This window comes from Herbiconiux sp. A18JL235 (assembly GCF_040939305.1).
Classification (GTDB): Bacteria; Actinomycetota; Actinomycetes; order Actinomycetales; family Microbacteriaceae; genus Herbiconiux.
On record NZ_CP162511.1, the window covers coordinates 480182 to 496180 of the forward strand.

14 protein-coding genes are annotated in these 15999 nt (G+C 70.5%); 10 read left to right on the top strand and 4 right to left on the bottom strand.

Features of this window, described 5'->3' with window-relative positions; all coding sequences use genetic code 11:
- Positions 1–363 precede the first annotated feature (363 nt).
- Complete coding sequence (purL, locus tag ABFY20_RS02205; protein WP_368498321.1) at positions 364–2658, bottom strand: phosphoribosylformylglycinamidine synthase subunit PurL; 2295 nt, start codon at positions 2656–2658, stop codon at positions 364–366.
- Positions 2659–2806: 148 nt separating this feature from the next.
- Here purL and ABFY20_RS02210 point away from each other — a divergent pair, with 148 nt between their 5' ends.
- The 3 genes from ABFY20_RS02210 (at position 2807) to ABFY20_RS02220 (ending at position 4429) form a co-directional block, all read left to right on the top strand.
- The gene (locus ABFY20_RS02210; RefSeq protein ID WP_368498322.1) at positions 2807–3631 is read left to right on the top strand and encodes an SGNH/GDSL hydrolase family protein; all 825 of its coding nucleotides are present in this window, start codon (positions 2807–2809) and stop codon (positions 3629–3631) included.
- Positions 3632–3854: 223 nt separating this feature from the next.
- Positions 3855–4190, top strand: a complete 336-nt coding sequence (locus tag ABFY20_RS02215) for a DUF3072 domain-containing protein (RefSeq protein ID WP_368498323.1) — start codon at positions 3855–3857, stop codon at positions 4188–4190.
- Positions 4187–4429, top strand: coding sequence for a hypothetical protein (locus ABFY20_RS02220; RefSeq protein WP_368498324.1), 243 nt, complete (start codon positions 4187–4189; stop codon positions 4427–4429). The genes ABFY20_RS02215 and ABFY20_RS02220 overlap by 4 nt, the downstream gene beginning before the upstream one ends.
- 44 nt (positions 4430–4473) lie before the next feature.
- Here ABFY20_RS02220 and ABFY20_RS02225 read toward each other — a convergent pair whose 3' ends face one another.
- Positions 4474–5484: an LLM class flavin-dependent oxidoreductase gene (locus ABFY20_RS02225; RefSeq protein WP_368498325.1), complete on the bottom strand. Its 1011-nt coding sequence runs from the start codon at positions 5482–5484 to the stop codon at positions 4474–4476.
- Between the two features lie 454 nt (positions 5485–5938).
- Between ABFY20_RS02225 and ABFY20_RS02230 the strand changes: the two genes are divergently transcribed.
- Positions 5939–7153: an MFS transporter gene (locus tag ABFY20_RS02230; protein WP_368498326.1), complete on the top strand. Its 1215-nt coding sequence runs from the start codon at positions 5939–5941 to the stop codon at positions 7151–7153.
- A gap of 105 nt (positions 7154–7258) precedes the next feature.
- Here ABFY20_RS02230 and ABFY20_RS02235 read toward each other — a convergent pair whose 3' ends face one another.
- A complete protein-coding gene (locus ABFY20_RS02235) occupies positions 7259–8011 on the bottom strand; it encodes an SDR family NAD(P)-dependent oxidoreductase (RefSeq protein WP_368498327.1) in 753 nt (250 codons plus the stop codon).
- Complete coding sequence (locus ABFY20_RS02240) at positions 8008–8727, bottom strand: FadR/GntR family transcriptional regulator (RefSeq protein WP_368498328.1); 720 nt, start codon at positions 8725–8727, stop codon at positions 8008–8010. Before ABFY20_RS02240 ends, ABFY20_RS02235 begins: the two co-directional genes overlap by 4 nt.
- Positions 8728–8924: 197 nt before the next feature.
- On the opposite strand from ABFY20_RS02240, the gene ABFY20_RS02245 reads away from it, so the two are divergent.
- The 6 genes from ABFY20_RS02245 to ABFY20_RS02270 all read left to right on the top strand — a co-directional run bounded on the left by ABFY20_RS02245 (position 8925) and on the right by ABFY20_RS02270 (position 15998).
- Positions 8925–9992: a sugar ABC transporter substrate-binding protein gene (locus ABFY20_RS02245; protein WP_368498329.1), complete on the top strand. Its 1068-nt coding sequence runs from the start codon at positions 8925–8927 to the stop codon at positions 9990–9992.
- An 85-nt stretch (positions 9993–10077) separates the two neighbouring features.
- Positions 10078–11181: an ABC transporter permease gene (locus ABFY20_RS02250; protein ID WP_368498330.1), complete on the top strand. Its 1104-nt coding sequence runs from the start codon at positions 10078–10080 to the stop codon at positions 11179–11181.
- Positions 11178–12749: a sugar ABC transporter ATP-binding protein gene (locus ABFY20_RS02255; RefSeq protein WP_368498331.1), complete on the top strand. Its 1572-nt coding sequence runs from the start codon at positions 11178–11180 to the stop codon at positions 12747–12749. Before ABFY20_RS02250 ends, ABFY20_RS02255 begins: the two co-directional genes overlap by 4 nt.
- Positions 12749–13741, top strand: a complete 993-nt coding sequence (locus ABFY20_RS02260; RefSeq protein ID WP_368498332.1) for an ABC transporter permease — start codon at positions 12749–12751, stop codon at positions 13739–13741. The genes ABFY20_RS02255 and ABFY20_RS02260 overlap by 1 nt, the downstream gene beginning before the upstream one ends.
- On the top strand, positions 13738–15168 hold the full coding sequence (locus ABFY20_RS02265) for a four-carbon acid sugar kinase family protein (protein ID WP_368498333.1): 1431 nt from the start codon (positions 13738–13740) through the stop codon (positions 15166–15168). Before ABFY20_RS02260 ends, ABFY20_RS02265 begins: the two co-directional genes overlap by 4 nt.
- A complete protein-coding gene (locus ABFY20_RS02270; RefSeq protein ID WP_368498334.1) occupies positions 15165–15998 on the top strand; it encodes a phosphogluconate dehydrogenase C-terminal domain-containing protein in 834 nt (277 codons plus the stop codon). Before ABFY20_RS02265 ends, ABFY20_RS02270 begins: the two co-directional genes overlap by 4 nt.
- Position 15999 lies beyond the last annotated feature (1 nt).

The window sequence follows — 15999 nt, forward strand, 5'->3', positions numbered from 1 at the left end:
CCCCGCGCCCTGCTCACCCCGCGCGTCGGTCGCGCGAACCGCTCCCTTGGGGCCCTGGTGTGAGCAATTTCTGCGACCAGCTCGATGCCGATGAGTGGCGTCGACCTGAGCGGGTCACCCGCTCGGGTATTGGTCGCGCAAAGTGCTCTCTCGCGACCTTGTGAGAGCACGTCGTGCGGGGTGTTGGTCGCGCAGAGTGCTCCGTCGGGGCGCTTGGGGCAGTTTGTGCGACTAACTGGGGGTGGGTGGGTGGCTCCGAGTTGCGGGGGTCTCTCGCTAGGTGTGTTGGTCGCGCAGAGTGCTCCCTTGGGGCGCTTCGGGAGCAGGTTGCGCGACCAACTCGGCGCGCAGGGCGCGCGCGGGTCAGCCGCCGACGACGGGGCCGAAGTGGTCGGGGAGGGTGGCGCTGTGGATGCCGGCGAGCTCGGGGATGGGCACCTCGAACAGGCCCTGCACCTCGAGGGAGCCCGAGAGCGCGTCGGTGACGCCGATGCGCAGCAGCGGGATGCCCCGGCCCGCAGCGAGGCCCTTGAACTTGACGTCGTCTTCGCGGGGGACCGCCACCAGCACCCGCCCCGTCGACTCGCTGAACAGCGCGTCGGAGATCGAGACGCCGTCGCGCTCCACGATCTCGTCGAGCCATACCCGCGCCCCGATGCCGAAGCGCAGCACCGACTCGGCGAGGGTCTGCGCGAGCCCACCGTCGGAGAGGTCGTGCGCCGAGTCGATGAGACCCTCGAGGGCCCCGGCGCGCAGCAGCTCGCCGAGCGCGGCCTCGCCGGGCAGCGACACCTCGGGCGGGAGCCCACCCAGGTGCCCGTGCACCACCCCGGCCCAGGCCGAGCCGTCGAGCTCGGAACGGGTGGTGCCGAGGAGGTACAGGTTCGACCCCTCGTCTTGCCACCCCGAGGGCACACGGCGGGCGACGTCGTCGATCACGCCGAGCACGGCGACCACGGGCGTGGGGTGGATGGGCTGCGACCCGGTCTGGTTGTAGAACGACACGTTGCCGCCCGTCACCGGGATCTCGAGCTCGAGGCATCCGTCGGCCAGCCCCTCGACGGCCTTCGAGAACTGCCACATCACCTCGGGGTTCTCGGGCGACCCGAAGTTGAGGCAGTCGGAGACCGCGACCGGGGTGGCGCCGGTGACGGCGACGTTGCGGTAGGCCTCGGCCAGCGCGAGTTGCGCGCCGCGGTACGGGTCGAGCTGGCAGTAGCGCCCGTTGGCGTCGGAGGCGAGCGCGAAGCCGAGCCCCGACTCCTCGTCGACGCGGATCATTCCACCGTCGTCGGGGAACGACAGCGCCGTGTTGCCCAGCACGTAGCGGTCGTACTGGTTCGTGATCCACTCCTTCGACGCCATGTTCGGCGAGCCCACGACCCGGAGGAACTCGTCGCGAAGCGCCTCGCCGTCGCTCGAGCGGGGAAGACGGGATGCGGAGTCGGCCTGAAGCTCGTCGATCCACGACGGGTAGGCGACGGGCCGCTCGTACACGGGCCCGTCGACCGCGACGGTGCGCGGCTCGACGTTGACGATCTCTTCACCGTGCCAGTTGATGACGAGGCGCCCGGTGTCGGTGACCTCGCCGAGCACGCTGGTCTCCACATCCCACTTCGCGGTGACGGCGAGGAAGCCCTCGAGCTTCTCGGGCTTCACCACCGCCATCATGCGCTCCTGGCTCTCCGACATGAGGATCTCTTCTGCGGTGAGCGACGGATCGCGCAGCAGCACCTTGTCGAGCTCGATGAACATGCCGCCGTCGCCGTTGGAGGCGAGCTCGCTGGTGGCGCAGGAGATTCCGGCGGCACCGAGGTCTTGGATGCCCTCGACCAGCTCGCCCGCGAACAGCTCGAGGCAGCATTCGATGAGCACCTTCTCGGCGAACGGGTCGCCGACCTGCACAGCGGGGCGCTTGGTGGGCCCGCCGGCGGAGAAGGTGTCGGAGGCGAGGATTGAGGCGCCGCCGATGCCGTCGCCACCGGTGCGCGCCCCGAACAGCACGACCTTGTTGCCCACGCCGCGGGCGTTGGCGAGGTGCAGGTCTTCGTGGCGCAGCACACCCACCGAGAGCGCGTTCACCAGCGGGTTGCCCTGGTACACCGGGTCGAAGTACGTCTCGCCGCCGATGTTCGGCAGGCCGAGGCAGTTGCCGTAGAAGGAGATGCCGCTCGTGACCCCGTGCACGACGCGCGCGGTGTCGGGCTCGTCGATCTTGCCGAAGCGCAGCTGATCCATCACGGCGACCGGGCGGGCACCCATCGAGATGATGTCGCGCACGATGCCGCCGACGCCGGTGGCGGCGCCCTGGAAGGGCTCGATGTAGGAGGGGTGGTTGTGCGACTCGACCTTGAAGGTGACGGCCCAGCCCTCGCCCACGTCGACGACACCGGCGTTCTCGCCCATGCCGACCATGAGGTTCTTCTTCATGGCGGGGGTGACCTTCTGGCCGAACTGCCGCAGATAGATCTTCGACGACTTGTACGAGCAGTGCTCGCTCCACATCACCGAATACATGGCGAGCTCGCCGCTCGTGGGGCGCCGGCCGAGGATCTCCTTGATCTTGGCGTACTCGTCGCTCTTCAGCCCGAGGGCCTCGTAGGGCTGTTCCCGGTCGGGGGTCGCGATGGCGTTCTCGACGGTATCGGCAGTGCTCACGCGGCCAGGCTCCTTGGAAGTGCGGGGTGGGATGCGCCTCGATTCTACCGGGCGCACACAGCGCATCCGCTGGTCTCGACCGCCTGTGCACGACGGATGCGCGCTGTGCGCCCTGTGGAGAAGGCACAGGCCGTCATAGGGTTGCGACATGCCCCGCCGGTCGAGCCCCTTCCCGAAGCCCCGCCGCTTGCGCGCACCCCGAGTGATCGCCGTCGCGGCGTCGTCGCTCGCGGCCGCCGGCGGCATCGCCGCCTGGGCGAGCTACCTCTCGCGCCGCCAGCACCACTGGCGCGGGCGGCTCTCCGACGCCATCCCCGTGCACTCCTCCTTCTGGCGTGACCAGGCCTCCCGCCCACTCCGCGAGAACGAGCTTCTCTACGTCGCGATCGGTGATTCCGCCGCCCAGGGCATCGGCGCGAGCCGGCCTTCCCACGGCTACGTCGGCTTCCTGTTCCGGCACCTCGGCGAGCGCACCGGCCGGCCCGTGCGCGTCATCAACCTCGCCGTCTCGGGAGCCCGCCTGCGCGAGGCCCTCGAGCTGCAGCTGCCGAAGCTCGAGCGCATCGTGAACGGCTCGGAGGGAGCATCCGGTCGCCGACCCGACATCGTGACCGTCGCCATCGGTGCGAACGACATGGCCGAGTTCGACCCCGAGCGCTTCCGCACCGAGATCGCGCGGCTGCTGACGGGTGTCGCCGCGCTCGCTCCGGATGCTGTGGTCGCCGACATCCCCAGCTTCTACTTCCTGCCGGGAGAGAAGAGGGCCCGCGCGGCGAACCGGCTGCTGCGGGCTGCGGCCGACCGGGCGGGGCTCGAAGTGGTTCCGCTGCACGCGCTCACCGAGCGGCAGGGGCTCTGGGGCGTGACGACCCAGTTCGCTGGCGACCTCTTCCACCCCAACGACCGTGGCTACCGTGTGTGGTCCGCAGCCTTCGTGCCGGCCCTGGACCGTCGCCTCCGCCGCACCGCCTGAGCGCGCGACCTCTTCGGGCCCCCGCACGTTCTTGCGGACAAAGTCCGTGAAGAACGCAGTTATCACGGACTTTGTCCGCGAGAAATGTCTCGGGTGGCGGGTGGAGAGGTCCTCGTGCGCGAGAAACTCGTGGGGGCCCGATGGGGGGCCGTGGGCGCGCGGCACGAGCGCGCGGGGGCGGCAACCCCTGGCGAGGAGAGGGGAGCGGCGTACGCTCCTCCGCATGAGCGACGACCAGCAGCAGAATGACCAGCAGTACGACCCGGCCACCGCGGGTGGTGCGGGCGACGAGGCCCTCGCGACCGCGCCCGGGGAAGGTGCGGAGGCCCAGGAGCCTCAGCAGGAGACGCTCGGTGGCGAGCGGCCCGATCCGGCGGAGCCGGCGAGCAAAGACCCGAGCGAGTGGGTGACGGGCGACGAGCCGATGACCGGTCCGCAGAAGAGCTACCTCGACACGCTGGCCCGTGAGGCGGGGGAGGAGCTCCCGGCCGACCTCACGAAGGCCGAGGCCTCCGAGCACATCGACCGCCTGCAGCAGAAGACGGGCCGCGGCGCATGACCGAGCACCACGACACGGATGCTGCCCACCCGTCGGACGAGCCGCATCCGGCCGCTGACCCCGGGCCGGAGCGCGCTGGCGACGGGCAGGCGACCGATGCCTCCAGTGCGGCCGCCGGTTCCGGCTCGGAGCACGCTGACGACGAGCTCGAGACGATCGCGCCGACGCCCGACTCGGAGCTCGCCGACGAGCTCCGCAGCATCAGGGCCGTGGGCGAGAACCGCACGTCGGAGCGCTGAGCGCACATCCGCATCCGCTCGTCACGAGTGACGGCGGCGGCTCGTCACGCCGCCGCGGGGCGCCAGCCGAGTGCGGGGCCGAGGTGCTCGGCGATGTCGCCGAGCAGCTGCAGGTAATCGTCGTGCTCGAAGGAGAAGGGGAGCGCGAACGCCACCTCGTCTATCTCGCGGAAGGCGGGGTCGGAGTGCAGGGTGTCGGCGATCTCGGCTGAGCCGCCGAGGAGGTCGCGGGCGAAGAGCATCCGCTTCGGCCCGTGGGGGACCCCCACCCGCGCCGACCGGCTCGCGGCATACTCCTCGTAGCGGGCGCGCTGGGCCGGCGTGGCGGAGTCGGTGGGGATGACGACGAGCCCCTGCGAGACCCGGGAGCCCCCCGCCTCCCGGTAGGCGCGCACCTGGGCGAGCTGGTTCTCGGCGAAGTCGTCACCGAGTTCGCCCTGCACCACGCTCGAGGTCAGCAGATGGAAGCCGTTCGAGCCCGCCCACACCGCCGAGCGCGTACTGCCGCCGCCGTACCACAGGCGCTCGGAGAGCCCGGCCGCGTGCGGCTGCACCGTGTTCGCGAACACCTCGATGCCCTGGGTTCCCTGGAAATCGCTCGCGATCTCGCCGCGCACGAGGTCGCGGAACCGCAGCAACCTGCCGTAGTCGAGATCTTCATGCTCGGCCGTCATGGGGTAGATGGCGTCGCGGTAGCTGTCGAAGTTCATCGGCACGCCGGCCGAGAAACCCGGGTTGAGGCGCCCGTGGGAGAGCACGTCGACCGTGCCGAAGTCTTCGGCGAGCCGGAACGGGTTCTCCGCCCCGATGGGCACCACCGCGGTGCCCAGCTCGATGCGGCTGGTGCGCTGGGTGGCGGCTGCGAGAACGGCGGTCGGCGATGAGATACCGTACTGGAGGTGCCGCTGACGCACCCAGGCGCTGTCGAACCCGAGCCGTTCGCCGTGCTCGATGATCTCGAGTGTCGCCTCGTGGCCGGCCGCCGGGTCGGCCGGATCGAACAGGCCGATGGTGAGGAATCCGAGCCTGCGAAGTGGTGTGGAGGAGTCGGGCACCCTTCGAGAGTAGGCCCGACCGTCTTCGCCGCTCGACGTTGGCGCAGGATTGCCTGAGGTTTCGATCAAGATCGGCTCAGCTGCGCCTCAAGTTCGAGGCTCGATCGGCGCTTGACGGCCCGCGAAATGCCTGATCAGCAGAAGCAATTCCGAATGAACCACCGGCGCCGCCGAGGCGGCCCGGCCTCCCTGGGAGCCACTCGATCCGCTCTCGACCCGCTAGTAGTGTCGCTCTCGAACACAGACCTGGCGATCACGGAGACCCCGACCGTGGATCGCCGGCGGCAACCCCCATATGCCGCCGAGGCGCGTGCGGCAACACCCTGGGCTTTCCCGAGCCCGCCGCACGCGCCTCCTTCTGTGTCACCCGGAATTCCGGATGCGCCGCCCGCCCGCGGAGTCGAGCCGGCAGGCCCGTGACGCCCACCCCTCCCGCGTCTCCTACGCTTGTTCGGTGACCCGAGCATCCGAACGCCTCCGCCGCCTCCTCTGGGGCGGAGCGCCGGCGCTGCCGCGAGACGTCGTGGTGCTGGGTGTCGTCGCCTTCTTCGTGATGCTCGGCTTCGGCGTCGTCATCCCCGTGCTCCCGGTGTACGTGCGCAGTTTCGGCGTGGGCTACCTCGAGGTGGGCGCCGTGGTCTCGGCGTTCGCGGTGATGCGTCTGATCGCCAACCCGTTCGTGGGCAAGCTGCTCGACATCGCCGGCGAGCGCGTCATCCTGGCCGTGGGGATCGGTATCGTCGCGGTGTCGAGCGCCCTGGTCGGACTCGCCGACTCGTACCTGCAGGTTCTGCTGCTACGCGGGGTGGGCGGAATCGGCTCGGCCATGTTCACCGTCGCCGCCATGACCCTGCTGCTCGCCTCCTCAGACCCGAGTACCCGAGGTCGTGCCGTCGGCTTCTACCAGGGCGGCTTCCTCATCGGAGGGATGGCGGGCCCGGCGGTGGGTGGCCTCCTGTCGGGCATCTCGCTTCACGCGCCGTTCTTCTTTTATGCGGGCACCCTCGTCGTCGCGGGTGCCGTCGGGCTCGCGCTGCTCCGCCGCCACGACCGGACGGCGGATGCGGTGAGCACGCTCCCGCTCCGCCCCTTCCGAGAGGTGCTCGGTGACAGTCGCTACCAGTCGGCCCTGCTGGCGAACCTCGCGCAGGGGTGGGCGGCGATGGGGGTGCGGAGCGCGCTCATCCCGGTGCTCGTGGTGGAGGTGCTACGCGGTGAGCCTGCCTGGACGGGCATCGCGTTCGCCATCGCGGCCGTCGCCCAGACACTCGCACTCCTGCCGGCGGGACGCTTCGTCGACGCCGTCGGTCGCCGCCCCGCGATCGTCGCCGCCTTCGCCGTGGGGTCGGTGGTGATGATCGCCATCCCCTTCGTGACCGAGCTCTGGATGCTCGTCCTCCTCCTGTGCGTCTACGGCGTCGCCGCCGCTTTCATGGGCACCGCACCGGCCGCCGCCGTGGGTGACGCCGCGGGTGCGCGGGGCGGGCAGCCCGTCGCCGTGTTCGAGGCGTTCGGCGACGCGGGGGCCATCGCCGGGCCGCTGGTGGCGGGCCTGCTCGTCGACGCGTTCGGCTTCGAGGCGGCCTTCGGGTCGGCGGTGGTGCTGATGGCGGCGGCGGCCCTGTTCGCGCTGCGCATGCCGCGCGGGCGGGTCGCCTCAGCGGCCTGACTCGGCCTCCGGCCCTGGACTCGAGCCCTCCATTCCGGCTCCAGCCCCGGCCTCTGCCCCCCACGCACCTCTCGGCGTGATCGCTCACCCACCGGAGCGGGGGGCTCAGAGCGTGCTCATGCCCCCGTCGATGAAATACGTGCTCCCCGTGGTGAAGGCGGCCTCGTCGGAGGCGAGGTACACCATCATCCCCGCGACGTCCTCCGGTGTGCCCGGCCGGCCGAGCGGCACGCGCGACACGATGCCCGCGCGCTGCTCCTCGTTGTCGGAGATCGCAGTGACGAGGGGCGTCGTGGTGAACCCGGGTACCACGCTGTTCACACGGATGCCCGCCTTCGCGTAGTCGGCGGCCACCGTGCGCACGAGGCCGAACCCGCCGGCCTTGGTCGCCGAGTAGGCGGTGAACCCTCCGCCCTCCCCGGTGAGCCCGGTGGGGCTCCCGGTGACGAGGATCGCTCCTCCCGTCGGGAGCATTCCCCGAACGGCATGCTTCATCGTGAGGAAGGTGCCGGTGAAGTTGATGTCGACGGTGCGCCGCCACACTGCGAGGTCGAGGTCGGCGATGGCCGCGTCGTGCCCGAACAGCTGCACCCCGGCGTTGGCGACCACGATGTCGAGCCTCCCGTGCCGCGCGAGCACGGCGTCGAACGCGTCGGCGACCGACCGCTCGTCGGTGATGTCGGCGACCAGTGGATGCACGTGCTCGGTCTCCGAGAACGCCTCGGCGAGCCGGTCGGCGTCGCGATCGAGGCCGTGAACCTCGGCCCCCTCGGCGGCGAAGCGCAGCGCCGTCGCCAGGCCGATGCCCGAGGCGGCGCCGGTGACCACGGCGATCTTGCCCGTCAGCCGGCCGGTCACGAGGTCGCCCCCGAGCCCTGGCCGTAGAACTTCTGCGAGTCGTCGAGGTGACGTTGCATCGCCTCGCGGCTCGCCGCCGCGTCGCGGGCGCGCACCGCGTCGAGCACGGCCTCGTGCTCCTCGAGGGCGACGGCGAGCCGGCCCTCGACCGTGAAGCTGTTCGCGCGGATGGTGCGCATCGTCGCGTTGATCGACTCGATCAGAGTGAGGTAGAGCGCGTTGTGGGTTCCCACGGCGAGTAGCCGGTGGAACTCGGCGTCGTGCCGTGCCGCCGTCTCGGGGTCGTGCGCCGCCGACATCAGCTCGTGCTCGCGTTCGATGGCGGCGAGATCGTCGGCGGTCGCGCGCTCGCAGGCGATCTCCACCAGGCGGGTCTCGAGCGTCTCACGCACCTCGGCGATGTGCTCGGGCCGGATGATCTCCTGCGACTGCGCACCGCGCAGGTACAGCTCGAGCGCCTCGGTGACCCGGCTCGACGACACGGTGGCGATCTGCACGCCCTTGCCCGTCGTGATCTCGAGCACGCCCTTGGCGTGCAGCCCGCGGACGGCCTCGCGGATGACCGTGCGCGACACACCGAACTGATCGCTCATGTCGCGCTCGCTGGGAAGTCGCTCACCCGGCCGAAACCGGCCCGCGGCGATCGCCTCGAGCAACTCCTCGGTGACGCGCACCGCGAGCGACGGCTGTCGCGTCAAGGGCACGAACTCTGCCATCTGTCCACCTTCCTCGGCTCCCATCATCATCGATGACCTCGCACGAACACTAGCATGCACTTGGTATACCAAAGTCCAGACGGAGGAACCCCGTGTCCAGATCCCTGTTGCGACTTGCTTAATTCGGCCCGCCGTGGCTATGTTCTCTCGTACCAGCGGCGAAATGGTTCGTCGCATCCCCGAGTCAAGGAGGCCTCGTGACACGATTCCGCACTGCGATGGCAGGGGTAGCAGCCCTCGCCCTCGTCGCCACCCTCAGCGCCTGCGGCACCACCACCGGCGGAGGCGGCAGCAGCACCGACGCCGCCACCGAGGACATCAGCGTCGAGGTGGGCGCCGACCTCAGCGGCAAGCGCATCTGCTTCGGCTTCTCCGGCAGCGAGACCGAGTTCTGGGCGGCGGGCATCAAGTCGATCAGCGACTCGCTCGAGGCCGCCAACGCCACGGTCATCGAGCACAACTCGAACGAAGACCCCAACCGCCAGCTCGAGCAGGTGCGCGACTGCATCACCCAGGGCGTCGACGGCATCATCGTGATCCCCGAGGACGGGTCGAGCGCGAACACCATCATCAAGGAAGCCAACGACGCCGACATCCCGATCGGCATCTTCAACCGTCCGCCCGCGACCGAGGACGGCGCGGCCATCGTCGCCGTCGCCGACAACCGCGACGTCGCGGCACAGACCACGCAGTACCTCGCCGACGAGGCGAAGAAGCTCGGCCGCAAGGTGCAGCCGCTCATCATGGTGGGCAACCTCAGCGACCAGAACGCGGTCGAGCGCCGCAACGGCTTCTACGAGGTGATCGACGCCAACCCCGACCTGTTCCTCACCCCCATCGAGGTGCAGACCAACTGGGATGCGGCGACCGGCCAGGCGAACCTCCAGGCGGCCGTGCAGGCGAACCCCGACATCGACGTGCTGTTCACCTCGAGCGACTTCCTGTTCCCGCAGATCCAGGCGGTGCTGGAGCCCCTCGGCAAGTGGAAGCCCGTCGGCGAGGACGGCCACGTGCTGATGGGCGGGCTCGACGGCGACAACCGCGCCTGCGGTCTCATCCGCGACGGCTACGTCGACGCGACCGGCGTGCAGGACCTCTTCTACGAGGCCTCCTCACTGCTCGAGGCGCTCGGCCAGGCGATCGCCGACAACGAGTCCGACCCCGACGAGACCATCGTCGACCCCGGCTTCGCCCTGACGCAGTCGAACTTCGACGAGCGCGAGAAGGACATGTGGGGCTGCGTCATCACGCCCCCGAGCAGCTGATCGGCCCGACCGTCACCCCGCCGGCGCCCGGATGCTCAGCACCGGGCGCCGGCGCCCCCCACGTTTCCTCCGGAAGGACCTCGTCGTGACCGCTGCACCACCCGTCGCGAGCTCGCCCGCCGCTCCGCCGCCGCCCGGCACCACCCGGCCCCGGCGCGGAGCCGTGCTCCGCCGACTCTTCGCCGGCGAAGGCTTCGTCGCCATCCTCATCGTCGTCTATGTCGTCGCGATGGCACCCTTCGCCCAGGGGCTGCTCTCCGAGCGCAATGCGCTCAACGTGCTGTCGAACTTCTGGCCTCTCGCCATCATCGTCATCGGGCAGACCTTCGTGCTCGTGCTGGCCGGTATCGACCTCGCGCAGTCGGCGATCATCAACCTCACCAACACCGTCGGCGCGCTGCTCGTGACGCAGGCGCTCGAGCCGTCGCTGTTCGACAAGTCGGCCCTCTGGGGCAGCGTCGTGGGGCCGGACGGCGGTCCGCTCGGCGGTGGCGGAGGCATCGCGCTCGCCGTGGTGCTCATGGTCGTGATCGGCGCCGTTCTCGGCACCGTCAACGGCCTCCTCATCGCCCGGCTGAAGATGCCCCCGTTCATGGTGACGCTCGGCACCATGCTGCTGTTCAGCGCCGTGGCCGTCTGGCTCACCCGCAGCGAGAACGTGCCGAACCTGCCGGAGGCGTACATCGAGATCGGTCAGGGCCGCATCTGGGGCGCCATCACCGTTCCGGCGATCATCGCGGTCGTGCTCGGCGTCGCGGCCCACTTCGTGCTGAGCAAGACCCCCTTCGGCGCCTGGCTCTACGCCGCGGGCACCAGCCGCGACACCGCCATCATCTCGGGAGTGCCCTACCGCCGCGTCGTCGTGCTCGCCTACGCGCTCTCGGGCGTGTTCGCCACCATCGGCGGCATCCTCTACTCCACGCGTCTCGAGGCCGGGCGCCCGACGCTCGCCGACGACCTGCTGCTCGACGTCATCGGCGCCGCGGTGATCGGCGGGGTCTCGCTGTTCGGCGGCAAGGGCTCGGTGCTCGGCGCCGCCCTCGGCGCACTGTTCTTCGTGGTGCTCTCGAACAGCCTGAATCTGCTCAACCTGCCGTTCACCGTCGTGTTCATCGTCAAGGGCCTCGTCATCGTGGCCGCAGCCCTGCTCGACGTCGTGCGCAACCGCATCCTGGGAGGCACCCGATGACCGAGCCGCGCCTGCGCATCGACGACGTCTCGCACAGCTTCTACGGCGTCACCGTCAACAAGCACCTGAGCCTCGAGGTGGCCGCCGGCGAGGTGCTCGGTCTCGTCGGCGAGAACGGTGCGGGCAAGAGCACGCTCATGAACATCGTCGGCGGCGTGCTGCAGCCCGATTCCGGCTCGCTCTGGGTCGACGGGGAACGCTACGAACCGCGCAGCCCCGCCGAGGCCCGCAAGGTGGGAATCGCCCACGTGCACCAGGAGCTCAACCTGTTCGCGCCCCTCACGGTCGCCGACAACATGTTCCTCACCGGCTACCCCAGGCGGCTCGGCGTCTTCACCGACAAGCGGGCGGCGCGGGCGAAGGCCCGCGAGGCGCTCGCCCTGATGGACCTGCCGTTCTCGCCCTCAGCCCTCGTCGAAGACCTCAGCCCCGGCCAGCGGCAGATGCTCGAGATCGCCAAGGCGGCGGTCGGCGACCCGAAGCTCGTCATCCTCGACGAACCCACCACCTCGCTCACCTCGCGTGAGACGGCCCGGCTGTTCGAGCTGATCGCACAGCTGACCGAGCGCGGCACCTCCGTCATTTACGTCTCCCACATCCTCGAAGACATCAAACGGCTCTCCGACCGCATCGCCATCATGCGCGACGGCGCGCTCGTCGACGTGCGACCCGAACCCGAGCTGCCGGTCGGCGAGGTCATCACCCTCATGGTGGGCCGCAGCCTCGACAACCGCTTCCCCTCCCGCGACGGGCACGCCGAACGCACGCCCGTGCTCGAGGTCGCCGACCTCTCGGCCAAGGGCGTGGTCGACGGCATCGACCTCACCGTGCACTCGGGCGAGGTCGTCGGGTTGTTCGGGCTCATGGGCGCCGGCCGCACCGAGCTGGCCAGGATGGTCTACGGGCTCGACCCCGTCGACCGCGGCAGCGTCGTCGTCGACGGCACCGACGTCTCGAGCCGGTCGACCCGCTCACGCATCGCGCGCGGCCTCTCCTTCGTCACCGAAGACCGGCGCGGTGAGGGCCTGCTCATGGACTTCTCCGTCATCACCAACGCCGCGCTGCCGTCGCTCAAGCGCTGGGCGGGCGGGGTGCTCGGGCCCATCAGGCGGCGAGCCGTCGCCCGCGACGTCGCCGAGGTGACGAGCGGATTGCGGCTCAAGTCGGCCGATCTCGACCGCTCCCCGGTGCGTTCGCTCTCGGGCGGCAACCAGCAGAAGGTCGTGCTGGCCAAGTGGCTGCTCACGAAGCCGCGCGTGTTCATCCTCGACGAACCCACCCGAGGGGTCGATGTGGGGGCGCAGTACGAGGTGTACCGCACCACGCTGGAGCTCGCCGACCAGGGGACCGCCGTGCTCGTCATCTCGTCGGAGCTGCCGGAGCTCATCGGCATCTGCGACCGCATCCTGGTGATGCGGATGGGGCGGCTGGTCGGCGAGTTCGACCGCTCGCAGTTCGACGCCCGCCGCATCCTCGGCGCCGCCTTCGGCGAGTCGGGCGGTGCAGCCGAGAGCGGCGCGGCCGCAGCCACCACCCCCGTTCCCCTCGACCAGGAGGCAGCACGCTGATGTCGAAGCTCCGTCAACTCGCCCTCGGTAACGTGCCGATCATCCTGCTCGTCGTGGTGTTCGTGATCTTCTCGCTGCTCGACCCGCGCTTCTTCGACCTGCAGACGCTCGGCAACATCGCCCGCAGCACCGCCTACATCGGCATCGTCGCGGTGGGGATGACGCTCGTGCTCATGACGGCGGGCATCGACCTCTCGGTGGGCTCGATGCTCTATCTCGTCGCCGTGGTGGTGGGACAGATCATCAACACGGCGGCCATCCCGGTGTTCGTGGTGCCGTTGCTCGCCATCGGTGTCGGGCTCGTGCTCGGCGCCGTGAACGGGTTCGCCATCTCGTTCCTGCGCGTCATCCCGTTCATCGTCACGCTGGCGATGCTCACCGTGTTCCGTGGCATCGGGTTGGGGCTCTCCGACTCGCGCGAGGTCAACTACCCCGACGTCATCGGGGCGCTCGGCTCGCAGCCCATCCTCGGCATCCCGCTGCCGGTGTGGGTCTTCGCGATCGTCGTGCTGATCGCCCACATCGTGGTGACCCGGACGCCGTTCGGACGGCAGCTGCTCGCGACGGGAGAGGACCGCGCCGCCGCCGAGCGGGCGGGGATACCGGTGCGCCGGATCCTCTTCACCGTCTACGTCATCGCCGGCGGGCTCACCGGTCTCGCCAGCTTCGTCGCGATGACGCAGCTGCGCACCGCGGCGCCGGGCTTCGGCTCGGGCGACGAGTTCGACGCCATCGCCGCGGCGGTGCTCGGCGGCACGAGCCTGTTCGGTGGTCGCGGCTCGGTGTTCCCGGGCACGGTGGTGGGGGCACTGCTCATCCAGCTCATCCAGACCGGGCTGCAGTTCCTGCAGGTCGACCTCTATGTCACGCCGATGATCCAGGCCGGCATCATCCTGCTCGCCGTGTTCGTCGACGCGCTGCGCACCGGCAGGCTGGAGAAGCTCACGCGCCGCGTGGTGATGTCGGAGCGCACCGAGGAGCTCACCCCGTGAACACCGACCTCGCGCCCCTCGATCCGCCCGCCGACGGCCTCGTCGTCGCGTTCTACGGCGACGACTTCACCGGGTCGACCGATGTCATGGAGACCCTCGAGGATGCAGGGCTGCCCACCCTGCTCTTCCTCGAGCCGCCCACTCCGGAGCAGCTCGCCGCGCACCCGGAGGCCAGGGCCGTCGGCGTGGCGGGTGTCAGCCGCACCATGACCCCGGCGCAGATGCACGAGGAGCTGCCACCGGCGTTCCGTGCCCTCGCCGCGCTCGGCGCCCCGCTCGTGCACTACAAGATCTGCTCGACCTTCGACTCCTCGCCCACGGTCGGCAGCATCGGGCGCGCCACCGAACTGCTGCGCGCCGAGCTCGGCGACGGCCCGACACCGCTCGTCGTCGGGGTGCCGCAGCTCGGCCGCTACACCGCCTTCGGCACCCTGTTCGCCCGCTACGGCAGCGAGGTGTACCGGTTGGATCGGCACCCCACCATGACCGTGCATCCGATGACTCCCATGCACGAGGCCGACCTCCGCGAGCACCTGCGCCCGCAGACCGCGCTGCCCGTGGCGCTCGTCGACCTGCGCGAGCTCGACGGCGACGACGACACCGTCGGGCGAAGCGTCGCCTCGCGACTCGCCGAGGCCGAGGGGCTCGTGCTGCTCGACGTCGACGACCTCGGCTCGCAGCGCCAGGTGGGCAGGGCACTGCACCGGATGCTCGAGACCGCCCGTGAGACCGGCTCGCCGGTGGGGGTGGTCGGCTCCTCGGGCGTCGAGTACGCGCTGGGCGCGGCCTGGGGCGCGAGTGGCGCCGCCGAGTCATTGCCTGTGCGGCAGCCGACGAAGACGCTCACCGTCGTGGGATCGCTGGCTCCGGCGACCCGGGCGCAGGTGGAGGTGGCGCTCGACGCCGGGTTCGCCCTCGTCGAGGTCGACGACCACGCCCTGGTCGACCCCGAGCGCAGCGCGGCGGCGTGCGCCGACGCGGTCGCCCGCACGGTGGCGGCGCTCGGCCGCCACGACCGCGTGCTGCTGCGCACGCCCGTTCCCGCCGCGGGCGGCGGCGCGGGTGGTGCGGGCGGCGACTCCGCGCCCGTCGACGGCACCGCGCTCGCCGACTCCGCGCCCGTCGACGGCACCGCGCTCGCCGCCGCGCTCGGCGCCGTCACCGCCGAGGTCGTGCGACTCACCTCGGTGCCGCGACTCGTCGTCGCCGGCGGCGACACCTCCGGCTACGTCGCGAAGGCGCTCGGCATCGAGGCGCTGCGGCTCGTGCGCCGCCTGGCTCCCGGAGCGCCGCTGTGCCGCGCCGTGAGCCCCGACCCCGCGCTCCACGACCTCGAACTGTGCCTCAAGGCGGGCCAGATCGGAGACCCCGACTACCTCGTCCTGCTCGCCGAGCTGGGCTCAACCCCTCAGGAAGGAACCTCATGACCACGATCGCCCTCATCGGAGCCGGCGGCAAGATGGGCTCGCGCCTCACCGACAACCTGCTGAAGACCGATTACGAACTGCTCTTCGTCGAACCGAGCGAAGCCGGCATCGCCCGTCTCGCCGAGCGCGGCGGCACCCCCACGAGCCTCGAGGCCGCTGTGGGCGCTGCCGACGTCGTCATCCTCGCCGTTCCCGACAACCGCATCGGTGTCGTCGCCGAGCAGGCGGTTCCGCTCATGAAGTCGGGCGCCACCCTCATCGTGCTCGACGCCGCAGCCCCCTATGCCGGGCACCTGCCCGAGCGCGACGACGTGAGCTTCGTCGCCTGCCACCCCTGCCACCCCTCGGTGTTCAACAACGACGAGACCGAGGCCGCGGCGCAGACCGACTACTTCGGCGGCGTCGCGGCTCGCCAAGACGTGGTGATCGCCCTCATCTCGGGAACCGACGCCGACTACGAGCGCGCCGAGCATGTCGTCCGCGCGTTCTTCGCCCCCGTGCTCACCGCGCACCGCATCACCGTCGAGAACATGGTGCTGCTCGAGCCGGTGCTCGCCGAGACCACCGCCGCCACCTGCGTCGTCATCATCAAGGAGGCGATGGACGAGGCGGTGCGCCGGGGCGTGCCGCAGGAGGCCGCGCGCGCCTTCATCCTGGGTCACGTGAACGTCGAGCTCGCCATCGTGTTCGGCGAGATCGGTTCGCCGTTCTCCGACGGGGCGCTCAAGGCGATCGAGACCGCCAAGGACATCCTGTTCAAGGAGGACTGGAAGCGCGTCTTCGACGACGAGGTCATCGCGGCCAGCGTCGACGAGATCGTCAACCACTAGG

What these genes read in the sequence shown, in the direction of transcription:
- ABFY20_RS02210 (WP_368498322.1), top strand. Translation starts at nt 2,807, where the DNA reads ATGCCCCGCCGGTCGAGCCCCTTCCCGAAGCCCCGCCGCTTGCGCGCA.
- ABFY20_RS02215 (WP_368498323.1), top strand. Translation starts at nt 3,855, where the DNA reads ATGAGCGACGACCAGCAGCAGAATGACCAGCAGTACGACCCGGCCACC.
- ABFY20_RS02220 (WP_368498324.1), top strand. Translation starts at nt 4,187, where the DNA reads ATGACCGAGCACCACGACACGGATGCTGCCCACCCGTCGGACGAGCCG.
- ABFY20_RS02240 (WP_368498328.1), bottom strand. Translation starts at nt 8,727, where the DNA reads ATGGCAGAGTTCGTGCCCTTGACGCGACAGCCGTCGCTCGCGGTGCGC.
- ABFY20_RS02255 (WP_368498331.1), top strand. Translation starts at nt 11,178, where the DNA reads ATGACCGAGCCGCGCCTGCGCATCGACGACGTCTCGCACAGCTTCTAC.
- ABFY20_RS02260 (WP_368498332.1), top strand. Translation starts at nt 12,749, where the DNA reads ATGTCGAAGCTCCGTCAACTCGCCCTCGGTAACGTGCCGATCATCCTG.
- ABFY20_RS02270 (WP_368498334.1), top strand. Translation starts at nt 15,165, where the DNA reads ATGACCACGATCGCCCTCATCGGAGCCGGCGGCAAGATGGGCTCGCGC.